The organism is Brevundimonas sp., from assembly GCF_032055285.1.
Taxonomy (GTDB): domain Bacteria; phylum Pseudomonadota; class Alphaproteobacteria; order Caulobacterales; family Caulobacteraceae; genus Brevundimonas.
This window is the reverse complement of sequence record NZ_DAMBRE010000002.1, coordinates 431,666-442,830: the sequence shown is the minus strand read 5'-3', so window position 1 is coordinate 442,830 and position 11,165 is coordinate 431,666. Positions and strand designations below refer to the sequence as shown.

At 66.0% G+C, this 11,165-nt stretch carries 12 protein-coding genes; 8 read left to right on the top strand and 4 right to left on the bottom strand.

What is annotated here, in order from left to right; all coding sequences use genetic code 11:
* The 5 genes from RTY13_RS07715 (at nt 1) to RTY13_RS07695 (ending at nt 5,570) form a co-directional block, all read left to right on the top strand.
* On the top strand, nt 1-1,410 hold the full coding sequence (locus RTY13_RS07715) for a sigma-54 dependent transcriptional regulator (protein ID WP_312782378.1): 1,410 nt from the start codon (nt 1-3) through the stop codon (nt 1,408-1,410).
* Nucleotides 1,410-2,270 (top strand): D-amino-acid transaminase, encoded by an 861-nt coding sequence (locus RTY13_RS07710; RefSeq protein ID WP_312782377.1) that lies wholly within the window; start codon nt 1,410-1,412, stop codon nt 2,268-2,270. The genes RTY13_RS07715 and RTY13_RS07710 overlap by 1 nt, the downstream gene beginning before the upstream one ends.
* 107 nt (nt 2,271-2,377) lie before the next feature.
* Nucleotides 2,378-2,623: an RNA chaperone Hfq gene (gene hfq, locus RTY13_RS07705; RefSeq protein WP_105563529.1), complete on the top strand. Its 246-nt coding sequence runs from the start codon at nt 2,378-2,380 to the stop codon at nt 2,621-2,623.
* The gene (gene hflX / locus RTY13_RS07700; protein WP_312782375.1) at nt 2,624-3,937 is read left to right on the top strand and encodes a GTPase HflX; all 1,314 of its coding nucleotides are present in this window, start codon (nt 2,624-2,626) and stop codon (nt 3,935-3,937) included. It begins immediately after the preceding gene.
* A gap of 4 nt (nt 3,938-3,941) precedes the next feature.
* On the top strand, nt 3,942-5,570 hold the full coding sequence (locus tag RTY13_RS07695) for a Na+/H+ antiporter (protein WP_312782374.1): 1,629 nt from the start codon (nt 3,942-3,944) through the stop codon (nt 5,568-5,570).
* Here the strand turns inward: RTY13_RS07695 and RTY13_RS07690 are convergent.
* From RTY13_RS07690 to RTY13_RS07680, 3 genes are read right to left on the bottom strand one after another with little or no spacing between them, the layout of a single operon-like run.
* Nucleotides 5,561-6,235, bottom strand: a complete 675-nt coding sequence (locus RTY13_RS07690) for an HAD family phosphatase (RefSeq protein ID WP_312782372.1) — start codon at nt 6,233-6,235, stop codon at nt 5,561-5,563. The two genes, RTY13_RS07695 and RTY13_RS07690, sit on opposite strands and share 10 nt — an antisense overlap.
* Nucleotides 6,236-6,237: 2 nt before the next feature.
* Nucleotides 6,238-7,026, bottom strand: coding sequence for a nucleoside triphosphate pyrophosphohydrolase (mazG, locus tag RTY13_RS07685; RefSeq protein ID WP_312782371.1), 789 nt, complete (start codon nt 7,024-7,026; stop codon nt 6,238-6,240).
* Entirely contained in the window at nt 7,027-8,391 is a 1,365-nt protein-coding gene (locus tag RTY13_RS07680) for an MFS transporter (RefSeq protein ID WP_312782370.1), read from the bottom strand.
* A gap of 112 nt (nt 8,392-8,503) precedes the next feature.
* On the opposite strand from RTY13_RS07680, the gene RTY13_RS07675 reads away from it, so the two are divergent.
* From RTY13_RS07675 to ygiD, 3 genes are all read left to right on the top strand, one after another.
* Nucleotides 8,504-9,367, top strand: a complete 864-nt coding sequence (locus RTY13_RS07675; protein ID WP_312782368.1) for a D-alanyl-D-alanine carboxypeptidase family protein — start codon at nt 8,504-8,506, stop codon at nt 9,365-9,367.
* On the top strand, nt 9,342-9,809 hold the full coding sequence (locus RTY13_RS07670; protein ID WP_312782366.1) for a hypothetical protein: 468 nt from the start codon (nt 9,342-9,344) through the stop codon (nt 9,807-9,809). Before RTY13_RS07675 ends, RTY13_RS07670 begins: the two co-directional genes overlap by 26 nt.
* 77 nt (nt 9,810-9,886) lie before the next feature.
* Entirely contained in the window at nt 9,887-10,642 is a 756-nt protein-coding gene (gene ygiD / locus RTY13_RS07665; RefSeq protein WP_312782365.1) for a 4,5-DOPA dioxygenase extradiol, read from the top strand.
* Nucleotides 10,643-10,663: 21 nt separating this feature from the next.
* Here ygiD and RTY13_RS07660 read toward each other — a convergent pair whose 3' ends face one another.
* On the bottom strand, nt 10,664-11,083 hold the full coding sequence (locus RTY13_RS07660; protein ID WP_312782364.1) for a DoxX family protein: 420 nt from the start codon (nt 11,081-11,083) through the stop codon (nt 10,664-10,666).
* Nucleotides 11,084-11,165: the final 82 nt, after the last annotated feature.

The following is an 11,165-nucleotide window of genomic DNA, read 5'->3' as shown; positions in this document are numbered from 1 at the left end:
ATGCGAAACACTGGTGCTGACATTCTGGTCGTGGACGACGAGGCGGACATCCGCGAACTGGTCTCGGGCCTGCTGGAGGACGAGGGGCATTCGGTCCGCGTCGCCGCCAATTCGGACGAGGCTCTGGCCGCGATCCGGGCGCGCAAGCCATCGCTGGCCGTGCTGGACATCTGGATGCAGGGCGGCGGTCTGGACGGACTGGAACTGCTGGACGTGGTAAAGGGTCTGGACGAGGACCTGCCGGTCGTCATGATCTCGGGCCACGGCAATATCGAAACCGCTGTCAGCGCGCTGAAGCGCGGCGCCTACGACTTCATCGAAAAGCCGTTCAAGTCGGACCGCCTGGTGGTCGTGGTCGAACGCGCGCTGGAGGCCGCGTCGTTGAAGCGCGAGAACCGCCGCCTGCGGGCCCAGACCATGGCTCCGACGGGCCTGATCGGGAAGTCGGCGGCGGCGCAGTTGCTGCGCGGCACCATCGCCAAGGTGGCGCCGGCCAACAGCCGCGTCCTGATCTCCGGTCCTCCGGGTTCGGGCAAGGAGTTGGTCGCGCGTCAGATCCACGACGCCAGTCCGCGCGCCAAGTCAGAGTTCGTCGCCATCTCGGCCGCCGGCATGACGCCAGAACGGCTGGATGTCGAACTGTTCGGCGAGGAGGGCGGCGACGGTCGCCCGCGCAAGATCGGCGTGTTCGAGCGCGCCCATAACGGCACCCTCTATCTGGATGATGTCGGCGACATGCCGCGCGAGAGCCAGAGCCGCATCCTGCGTGTCCTGGTCGAGCAACGCTTCCGCCGCGTCGGCGGCGAGCAGGATGTTCAGGTGGATGTCCGCGTCGTCACATCGACCGCACGCGACCTGAAGGTCGAGATCGCCGAAGGCCGGTTCCGCGAGGACCTGTTCCATCGCCTGAATGTGGTGCCGATTCGGGTCCCGCCCCTGTCCGAACGGCGCGAGGATATCGGCGAACTGATCGAGTATTTCGTCGACAGCCTGTCGGCGTCGCAAGGCCTGCCGCATCGTCGGGTCGCCGATGACGCCCTCGCCGTTCTGCAGGTCCATCCCTGGCCCGGCAATGTTCGCCAACTGCGGAACAACGTCGAACGCCTGCTGATCCTGGCGACGGGCGACCCTGATGAAGCCATCACCGCCGACATGCTGCCGCAGGAAGTCGCCTCGTCGGGCGGAGCCTCCGCCCTGGGATCGGATCGCATCATCGCCCTGCCGCTGCGAGAGGCGCGCGAAGTGTTCGAACGGGACTATCTGGCCGCGCAAATCATGCGTTTCGGCGGAAATATCTCGCGCACGGCCGCCTTCATCGGCATGGAAAGATCCGCACTGCACCGCAAACTGAAGTCGCTGGGCGTTTCACCCGCTCGGGGCGGCGAAGACGAAGAAGGAGAGGGCGCCTGATGTCCAGGATCGCCTATGTCAACGGGACCTATCAGGCACACAACGGCGCCACGGTTCATATCGAGGATCGCGGCTTCCAGTTCGCCGACGGCGTCTATGAAGTCTGGTCGGTGTTTGACGGCAAGCTGGCCGATTTCGACGGTCACATGACTCGCCTGGCCCGCAGCCTGACCGAGCTTCGCATCCCCATTCCCATGACGGCGCAAGCTCTCGAGCGAGTGCTGAAGGAAACCATTCGCCGCAACCGGGTACGCAACGGCATCGTCTATCTGCAGGTCACCCGCGGAACCTCGCCACGTGACCATGCCTTCCCGAGGGACACGCCGCCCAGCGTCATCGTGACGTCCAAGACCATCGACCTGGCCAAGGGCGAAGCCCTGGCCGCGAAGGGCGCGGCGGGCGTGACCATGCCCGACATCCGCTGGGGCCGTTGCGACATCAAGACCGTGGGCCTGCTGCCCAACGTCCTGGCCAAGCAAGCGGCGCGCGAGAAGGGCGCCTATGAGTGCCTGATGGTCGACGACATGGGGCTGGTGACGGAAGGCTCGTCCACCAACGCCTGGATCGTCGACGAGAATGGTAAGCTGCGCACCCGCGACACCCAGGCCAACATCCTGCGCGGCATCACCCGCACGGCCATCCTGAAACTGGCCGAGGTCGAGGGCATCGAACTGGACGAGCGTCCGTTCAGCGTTGATGAAGCCAAGCGCGCCAAGGAGATTTTCGTCACAGCCGCCAGCTCCTTCGTCATGCCCATCGTCTCGCTGGACGGATCGAAGATCGCGGACGGCAAACCGGGTCCGGTCGCGACCCGTCTGCGCGAGGTCTATCTTGAACAGGCGCGCCGAGAGGCCATTTAGGGCGTTGCCGCGACGGCGAGGCCGCGTCTAAGGTTGTGTGCGGACCGACGAGTCCGCACCGACTGTCTCCGTCGGCGAAAAAGAACCAAGAACAGGACCAACCTGCCATGTCGCAAGACAAACGACAGAACCTTCAGGACACCTTCCTCAACAGCGTCCGCAAGACCAAGACCCCGCTGACCATCTTCCTGGTCAATGGCGTCAAGCTGCAGGGCATTGTGACCTGGTTCGACAACTTCTGTGTGCTGCTGCGTCGCGATGGCCAGTCGCAGCTCGTCTACAAGCACGCCATCTCGACCATCATGCCGTCCGCGCCCGTGCAGATGTACGAGCCTGACGCCGAAGAAGACTGATTGACCTCCAAACTTATCGACCACGCCGTTCCGCTGATCCGGGCGGTCGTCATCCACCCCGATCGCCGTTCGGACAGTCCGCGACTGGCCTCTGAACGCCTCGAGGAAGCCGCCGGTCTGGCCCGCGCGCTGGACCTTAATGTGCGCGCCGAAGAGATCGTGCGCCTGCGCTCGACCACGCCCGCGACCCTGTTCGGGTCGGGCAAGGTCGAGGAACTGGCCGCCCTGGTGCGCGCCGCTGACGCCGAGGCCGTGGTCATCGACGACGACCTGTCGCCGGTTCAGCAGCGCAATCTGGAGAAGGCGTGGGAGGTGAAGGTCATCGACCGCACCGGCCTGATCCTCGAAATCTTCGGCCGTCGTGCGCGCACCAAGGAGGGCCGACTTCAGGTCGAGCTGGCGCGGCTGGACTATGAACGCTCGCGTCTGGTCCGCACTTGGACTCACCTGGAGCGCCAGCGCGGCGGCACCGGCTCGACCGGCGGTCCGGGTGAAACCCAGATCGAACTGGACCGTCGCCTGATCGCCGACCGCATCGTGCGCCTCAAGGCGGAACTGGAAGAGGTGCGCCGAACGCGTGGCCTGCACCGCAAGGCGCGCAAGAAGGTGCCTTTCCCGTCGGTGGCTCTGGTCGGCTATACCAATGCGGGCAAGTCGACGCTGTTCAATAGGCTGACCGGCTCCGAGGTCTTCGCCAAGGACCTGCTGTTCGCCACCCTGGACACGACCCAGCGCACCATCCGACTACCGCAGGGGCGTCCAGCCATCATCGCCGACACCGTGGGCTTCATTTCCGACCTGCCGCATGAACTGGTCGAGAGCTTCCGCGCCACCCTTGAAGAGGTGGGCGAGGCGGACCTGATCCTTCATGTCCGCGACATTGCATCGCCCGACAGCGACGCCCAGGCCAAGGACGTTGAGGCGGTGCTGGAGCAGATCCCGACGCCGGAAGGCAAGACGCGGCGTATCCTTGAGGTCTGGAACAAGATCGACCTGCTGGACGCCGACGTGCGCGAAGCGGTTCTCGGTCAGGCCGAACGCCTGACGCGCGAGGGCAAGGCGGTGGCTGTTTCGGCCTGGACGGGCGAGGGGATCGAGACCCTGCGCGAGGCCATCGCGGGCCTGATCGACGACGACCCGGAAACCCGGCTGACGCTGGAACCGCATCAGGGCGAGGCCTTGGCCTGGCTCTATGAAAACGGCCGCGTGACCTTCCGCGACACGGACGCCGAGGGGCGGACCCATATGGTCGTGCGGCTGCATCCCTCGGCCCTGGGGCGACTGGAACGACTCTACCCGGACATCATCGACTAGTCCCATGCATCTGATCGAGACCGTCCTGTTCCTGCTGCTGGCCGTTGTCCTGTCGGGCTGGGTGGCGCGGATCACGCGGATCGCCCTGCCCTTGGTGCAGATCGGTCTGGGGGCGGCGGTCGTGCTGATCACCGGCGAAGCGGTGGATCTGAAGCCGGATATCTTCTTCCTGCTGTTCCTGCCGCCCCTGCTGTTCGTGGACGGATGGCGCATCCCGAAGGAGGCGCTGCGGCGCGATCGGGCGGTGATCCTGGAGTTGGCGCTGGGCTTGGTAGTCTTCACCGTGGTGGGGCTGGGCTTTCTGATCCACTGGATGATCCCGGCCATGCCCCTGGCGGTGGCCTTTGCGCTCGCGGCCATCCTGTCGCCGACTGATCCGATCGCCGTGTCGGCCATCGCTTCGCGAGCGCCCATACCCAAACGGCTGATGCATATCCTCGAGGGCGAGGCGTTGCTGAATGACGCGACGGGCCTGACCTGCATGCGGATCGCCGTCATCGCCGCCACGACGGGGGCCTTTTCCCTGAGCAGCGCCGTAGGAACCTTTGTCTGGCTGGCGGTGGCGGGCATCGGCCTGGGTGTCGCCGTCACCCTGGTGATCGGCCTGATCAAGGGCTGGATCAGCCGCCGTTGGGGCGAGGACGTCGGCGGTCAGATTCTGATCAGCCTGCTGATGCCTTTCGCCGCCTACCTGGCGGCCGAAGCCGTCCATGCCTCGGGCATTCTGGCGGCGGTCGCCGCCGGCGTGACGATGAGCTTCACCGAGCGTCAGGGCTCGGCCATGGCGGCGACACGCATCCGTCGCGCCGTGGTCTGGGATACTGTGCAGTTCGTCGCCAATGGCCTGATCTTCGTCATCCTGGGCGAGCAGATGCCGTCGATCATGGCCCGCGCCGCCGAGGTCATCCAGTCGACCCAGCACAAGGAAGTCTGGTGGCTGGCGGTCTATGTCGTCGCCATTGTCCTGGCGCTGGCGACCCTGCGTTTCGTCTGGGTGTGGGCTTCGCTGAAGTTCACCCTGTTCCGCAGGCGCGGCAAGCGTGCGCCTCCCAAGGTCGGCCTGCGTCTGGTGGCCGTCATGTCGCTGGCAGGGGTGCGGGGCGCCATCACCCTGGCCGGCATCCTGACCCTGCCGTTCGTGCTCGGAGACGGCACGCCCATGCCGACGCGCAACCTGGCCATCTTCCTGGCAGCGGGCGTGATCATCGTCTCCCTGCTGTTGGCCACCGTGGCCCTGCCGCGACTGCTGAAGGGGATCGAACTGCCGCCTGAGCCGTCGCATCTGGAGGAGGAGGACCGCTCCCGTGTCGCCGCCGCCTCGGCCGCCATGCGCGCCATTGAGGACACGCAGCACGCTATGGCCGAGGGCAAGAGCAACCCCGACCTCTATGCCGAGACGGCTGCGCGGTTGATGGAGATCTATCGCCATCGGATAGAAACCCGCATCCATGTCGAGGGCGACGACGTGGTCTTGGCCCGCCAGTCCGATGAGATCGAGCGCCAGCTGCGCCTATCGGGTCTGGCGGCCGAACGCGCCGAACTGGTGCGGCTGGGCCGGATGCGACTGGTCGATGAGGAGACGGCGCGAAAGCTGATCCGCGAGGTCGACCTGCAGGAACTGCGCTACGTCTGAGGCTCGGACGCGATCCAGGCCGCCAGATCGGCATAACTATCAAACACCTTGAGCGCGCCCGCCTCAACCAACGTCCGAGCGTGGCCGTCTCGAATATGCCCGCCTGCGCATAGTCCGACCGTGGTCATGCCCGCCGCCACGCCGGCCAGGACCCCGGTCGGACTGTCCTCGATGACCAGTGTGCGCGATGGATCCGCCTTCATGGCTTCGGCTGCGAAAAGGAACAGATCGGGGTGCGGTTTACCGCGGCTGACGTGCACCGCAGCGCTGAAGATCATGCCTTCGAACATCGGGTAGACGGCGAAGCGGTGCAGACCCATCTTGATCCAGTCCGGCGGACTGGAGGAGGCAATGCAAAGGCGCTCGGGCCGGGCGGACAGGAAGGCTTCGAAACCGGTCACGCTGCCAAGTTCGCGTTCTGCGCGCTCATGACAACGTCGGGTCCATTCTGCATGAACGCCGGGTGGGCACGGCGCGCTCAGACGCTCCGCGATGATCGGTTCGCAATCCAGCCAGCGCTTGCCGAGATAGAGGGCCAGAGCGTCGTCCAGCGTGGTCGGCAGACCGATGTCGCTGAGCAGTTCGGCCATCACCGCGTTGTTCAGCAGTTCGCTGTCGGCGATGACCCCGTCGTAGTCGAAGATGATGAGGTCGAAAGCCGCCAAGATCAGGCCTTCTCAGCCGCCTTGGCAGCGTCCCACAGAGCGTCCATCTCGGCCAGGTTGGACTGTTCCGGCGTGCGGCCGTCCTTGGCCAGTTCGGCCTCGATGAAGCCGAAACGACGGACGAACTTGGCGTTGGCGGCGCGCAGGGCGTCTTCGGGCTCGACCTCCAGCTTGCGGGCCAGGTTGGCCACGACGAACAGCAGATCGCCCAGTTCCTCGCGCGCCTTGTCCTTGTCGCCGGCGGCGATCTCGACGCGCAGTTCCTCGACCTCTTCGGCCAGCTTGTCGAAGACTTCGTCGGTCGAGGGCCAGTCGAAGCCGACGCGACCCGCGCGCTTGGTCAGCTTGGCGGCGCGGGTCAGGGCGGGCAGGCCTACCGGCACGTCGTCCAGCACGCCGTGCTGTTCCTTGGCCTTGCGCTCGGCGGCCTTGATGTCCTCCCAGCGCGCCTTCTGGGCCGAGCCGCTGGGCTTGGCGGCTTCCTCGCCGAAGACGTGGGGGTGGCGACGGACCAGCTTGTCGGCCATGGCGTCGGCCACGTCATCAAAGGCGAAATGCCCGGCTTCCTCCGCCATGCGGGCGTGGAAGACGACCTGGAACAGCAGGTCGCCCAGTTCGACCTTCAGCTCCTCCATGTCGGCGCGCTCGATGGCGTCGGCGACCTCGTAAGCCTCCTCGATCGTATAGGGGGCGATGGTCGCGAAGGTCTGCTCGACATCCCAGGGGCAACCGCCGTTCGGATCGCGCAGGCGAACCATGATTTCCTTCAGGCGGTCGATGGAGTGGGTCATTCAGGCGGTCCCGGCGTCGCGGGCCATCAGCGCCTCGCGGATTTCATCATGGCGCTGGGGCGTCAGGGGATAGCCCTTCAGCACCCAGGCGGCGCCCGCCAGTAGCAGGCCCGGCACGGCGATGAACAGGATTTGCAGCATCAGCAGAGAAAACTCGCTGTTCCCCGCCGGCCCCGGCAGCGCCTTGAACCCCACCCATTGCAGGATCAGGTAGGGGATCAGCGCCACGACATGGCCGATCTTGGTCGTGGCCGACAGGATGGAGAACATCAGGCCGGTCCGATCCACGCCCGTTTCCAGCCGCACCTCGTCGCCCGCGTCGGCCATCATGGCTCTCAGCAGGAACAGGCCCGCGGCATAGGGCAGGCCGGCGATGAACATGACCACGGCGGTCAGGGCGAAGTTGCCGCCCGGGACCAGGGTGGCGCCGATATAGAGGCCGGCGAAGATCAGGCTGGCGACGGCCAGGGCCCTGTCCTTGCCGATCCTGGTCGCCAGCCAGGCCCAGATCGGCGCGCCGACCAGTCCCGCCACGAAATAAAACAGCATGAACAGCGACGCCTGGGTGTGGTCGTAGCCCTTGATCTGGCCGAAGAAGAAGAACAACAGCGAGCCGGTGATGCCCGGCGCGACGCCCAGAAGCAGGTCGGCGATCAGCAGCTTGCGCACCGTCTTCATCTTGAACAAGGCCAGATAGGCGCCCGGCCCGCCGTGCGGCGCAGCGCCGACGTTGACCGGTTCCGGCACGGCGATCATGGCCAGGCCGATAGTGACGGGCAAGGCGATCAGGATGGCCCAGCCCATGATCCGCACGCCGTCGGCGTAGTTCCCGATGCCCGTCTTCACCACCACGGTCGGCAGGATCAGGATCAGGATGACGCCGATGATGTTGAACACCTGCCACCAGCCATAGACGCGGCTGCGCTGATCATACTGTGGCGCCAGCACCGCCGCCCAGCCCAACTGACCCAGGGTGCCGATCGAGAAGCCGAGGTAGAGGACCAGCAACCAGGCGAACAGATAGGCGGGGCCTGCGCCGGGCTGGACCAGGACGAACATCATCAGCGCCGACAACATCAGGATCGGCGTCGAGACCAGCATCCACGGTCGATAGCGGCCGAACGCAGTCTTGGTCTTGTCCATGCCCCAGCCGATGAAGGGGTCGAAGACGATGTCGATCAGCCGCACCGCCATGAAGACGGCGGCCACCACGCCCAGCTCCAGCCCGACGTGGGTGGCGTAGAACTCCGGCAGGGTGACGGGCAGGGCCACGCCAAAGGCCGCCAGCGGCAGGCAGGGGCCGGAAAAGGCGGCCAGAACGGCGTTGGAACGACGTGGGGCGTCAGCGGCGGAGACAGATGACATCGGGCGTCCGGGGTGAGCGGCCTTGAGTCGGCCGCAGCTTCACCATGCCGGTTTTCCGCGAACAGGCGAAGACGGCCTTGCAGTCGAGCGCGACCTGAGGCCTGCTAACGTCATGTCAGTGCGAATTGCGATCCTAGCGGCGGCCTTCTTCGCGGTTCTCGGCGGGGCGGGTGCCGCCAAGGCCGACGCCCAGATCTGCGACCGGCCGACCAATGCATGGGACGGCGCAGCCCAGGCCAACGGGATTTCGCTCTATACCCTGGAATGGTCGCCGTTCGGATCAGCGGAATGGGGCTGGGAGACCTACACGCCCCTGATCCAGCGCGAGATCGGCACGCCGTGCGACCCGGCGTCGCCGGCCTTCGCTGAAGCCCTGGCCGGCTTCCAGTCGCGCTATGGCCTGATGGCGACGGGGCAGTTCGATCAGGCGACCTTTCAGGTGTTCCGCGGCCTGTGGCAGGAGCGCCGCCCCTTCGTCATGGCGCGGGTGAGAGGAGAATGTCCTGAGCCGCCGCCGATCAACATGCTGGGCTATCTAGACCCCGCCGAGGAACACGCACAGCGCATGACGCGGCTGTTGCGCCGCGACGTTCTGGACGCCTATCGTCGCATGGCCGCCGCCGCTCGCGCCGAGGTGCCGGCCATCGCCGCCGATCCCGAACTGATGCAGATCTTCTCGGGCTTTCGCGACCCGGAGGCGGACGCCGCCCGTTGCGCGACCCAGGGCAACTGCGACGGCGTGCGCCGCGCCGTCTGTTCGCCGCATCGGACAGGCACGGCGATCGACATTCACGTCGGCCATGTCGCCGGCATGGGAGTGGATTCGACCGATCCCATGAGCCGCCGCCACATGGCCCAGGGACCGGCCTATCGCTGGCTGGTGGCCAATGCGTCCCGCTTTGGCTTCACCCCCTATGTGTTCGAGCCTTGGCATTGGGAATGGACAGGCAATGATACGGCCGCTGGCGGACGGTGAGGCGGCGCTGGCGCGCGAGGTCTTTGGCGCGGCGCTGTGGCTGGACGATATCCGCTTCCTGGGTTCGCCCTGGCCCTTTGATCGGGCCTTCGTGCCGGGGCGTTGGTTCGGGCGCGACTGGATCGTCTGGCCAAAGAAGACGCTGGAGCTCGACCTGTCGCGCGCGCCGCTGCGGACCCAGGCTGTCTTCATTCACGAGCTGGTCCATGTCTGGCAGGCCCAGAACGGGCTGAACCTGTTGACGAGCAAGCTGCGGGCGGGCGACGGTCCCGCCGCCTACGCCTATCCGCTGGACGACCTGTGCGATTGGACGGGCCTGAACATCGAGCAGCAGGCCATGGTAGTCGAGCACCGCTTCATCCTGTCGCGCGGCGGTCGAGCGCCAGCCAATCAGGCCTTCTATGATCGCGTCTGCCCGCTGGCGCGGCGGATGGATATGTAAGCTCTTGCGGGAACGACGGTTTGCACTAGATCTGCAACAGTCATTGGCGCAATAAGCGTCGCAAACACGGTCAAGCCATGAGACAGCCCGCCATTTTCTTCGGTCACGGCTCTCCGATGAACGCCTTGGGCGGCTCCTATGCGGACGCCTGGCGCGCGCTGGGAGAGGAGATCGGCAAGCCCAAGGGCGTGGTCATGGTCTCGGCCCACTGGGAGACGCGCGGGCTGGGCGTGACGGCGCAGGAGCGGCCGGAAACCATCCATGATTTCGGAGGCTTTCCGGAGGAACTTCACGCCATGCAGTATCCCGCGCCCGGTTCGCCTGCGCTGGCGGACCGGGTGGCGGAACTGACCGGCGCGCAACAGACGACGCAATGGGGGCTGGATCATGGGACTTGGTCAGTCCTGGCCCATGTCTGGCCCGAAGCCGACGTGCCGATCGTGCAGTTGTCGCTGGATCGCACCATCGACGCGCGGGCTCACTATGAACTGGCGAAGAAGCTGCAGCCCTTGCGGGAGGAGGGCGTCCTGATCGCGGGTTCCGGCGACTTCGTGCACAACCTGCGGACCTGGAAGCGCGCGGGGGGCGAGCCCTATGACTGGGCCATCGACTTCAACGAGGCGGTGAAGCGCGCTTTCGTCGCGGGCGACCATGACGCCCTGATCGACTGGGTGAACCTGGCCGAACAGGCGCAGCTCAGCGTGCCGACCGATGAGCATTATCTGCCGCTGCTCTACGTAGCGGCTCAGCAGGAACCCGGCGAGACGGTCAGCTTCTTCACAGACGCCATCGAAGGCGGATCGATCTCGATGACCGGCGCCCGGATCGGCTGATCCAGGCGCCGTCCTAGTTGCTTAGCGGCGACGGCCGCCGCGCATCATGCTGTCCAGGGCGATTGGGCCGGGACCAGCGAAGAACAGGTAGAGGAAGACGAAGCAATAGAGCGCCGCCAGTTCGCCGCCGTTGTTGATCGGATAGGGGCTCTGCGGCGCATGCACCATCCAGTAGGCCACGGCGGTGAAGCCGGACAGGATGAAGGCGGTCGGGCGGCTGAACAGGCCCAGGATGATCAGGACGCCGCCGACCAGCTCGATGGGGCCGGACCAGCCGGCGAGGGTGGACAGGCTGGAAACATCGAACGCGCCGCCATGCCCGCCGGGCGGAAAGCCCAGAATTTTCTGCGCGCCGTGTTGAAGCAGCAGCAGCCCGGCCACGATCCGCAGAACGCTCTGGAAACGCGGGGCCCAGCCCGAAATAGACGCTGCACTCGCCATATGTCTTTCCTCCCGATGACGCACGACCGTCGGTTCCGCAAACCGGATCGACGCAAGGCGTAAAGGCGAAGGTTAGGCGAAG

What these genes read in the sequence shown, in the direction of transcription:
- RTY13_RS07715 (WP_312782378.1), top strand. Translation starts at nt 1, where the DNA reads ATGCGAAACACTGGTGCTGACATTCTGGTCGTGGACGACGAGGCGGAC.
- RTY13_RS07710 (WP_312782377.1), top strand. Translation starts at nt 1,410, where the DNA reads ATGTCCAGGATCGCCTATGTCAACGGGACCTATCAGGCACACAACGGC.
- hfq (WP_105563529.1), top strand. Translation starts at nt 2,378, where the DNA reads ATGTCGCAAGACAAACGACAGAACCTTCAGGACACCTTCCTCAACAGC.
- RTY13_RS07695 (WP_312782374.1), top strand. Translation starts at nt 3,942, where the DNA reads ATGCATCTGATCGAGACCGTCCTGTTCCTGCTGCTGGCCGTTGTCCTG.
- mazG (WP_312782371.1), bottom strand. Translation starts at nt 7,026, where the DNA reads ATGACCCACTCCATCGACCGCCTGAAGGAAATCATGGTTCGCCTGCGC.
- RTY13_RS07680 (WP_312782370.1), bottom strand. Translation starts at nt 8,391, where the DNA reads ATGTCATCTGTCTCCGCCGCTGACGCCCCACGTCGTTCCAACGCCGTT.
- RTY13_RS07675 (WP_312782368.1), top strand. Translation starts at nt 8,504, where the DNA reads ATGTCAGTGCGAATTGCGATCCTAGCGGCGGCCTTCTTCGCGGTTCTC.
- RTY13_RS07670 (WP_312782366.1), top strand. Translation starts at nt 9,342, where the DNA reads ATGATACGGCCGCTGGCGGACGGTGAGGCGGCGCTGGCGCGCGAGGTC.
- ygiD (WP_312782365.1), top strand. Translation starts at nt 9,887, where the DNA reads ATGAGACAGCCCGCCATTTTCTTCGGTCACGGCTCTCCGATGAACGCC.
- RTY13_RS07660 (WP_312782364.1), bottom strand. Translation starts at nt 11,083, where the DNA reads ATGGCGAGTGCAGCGTCTATTTCGGGCTGGGCCCCGCGTTTCCAGAGC.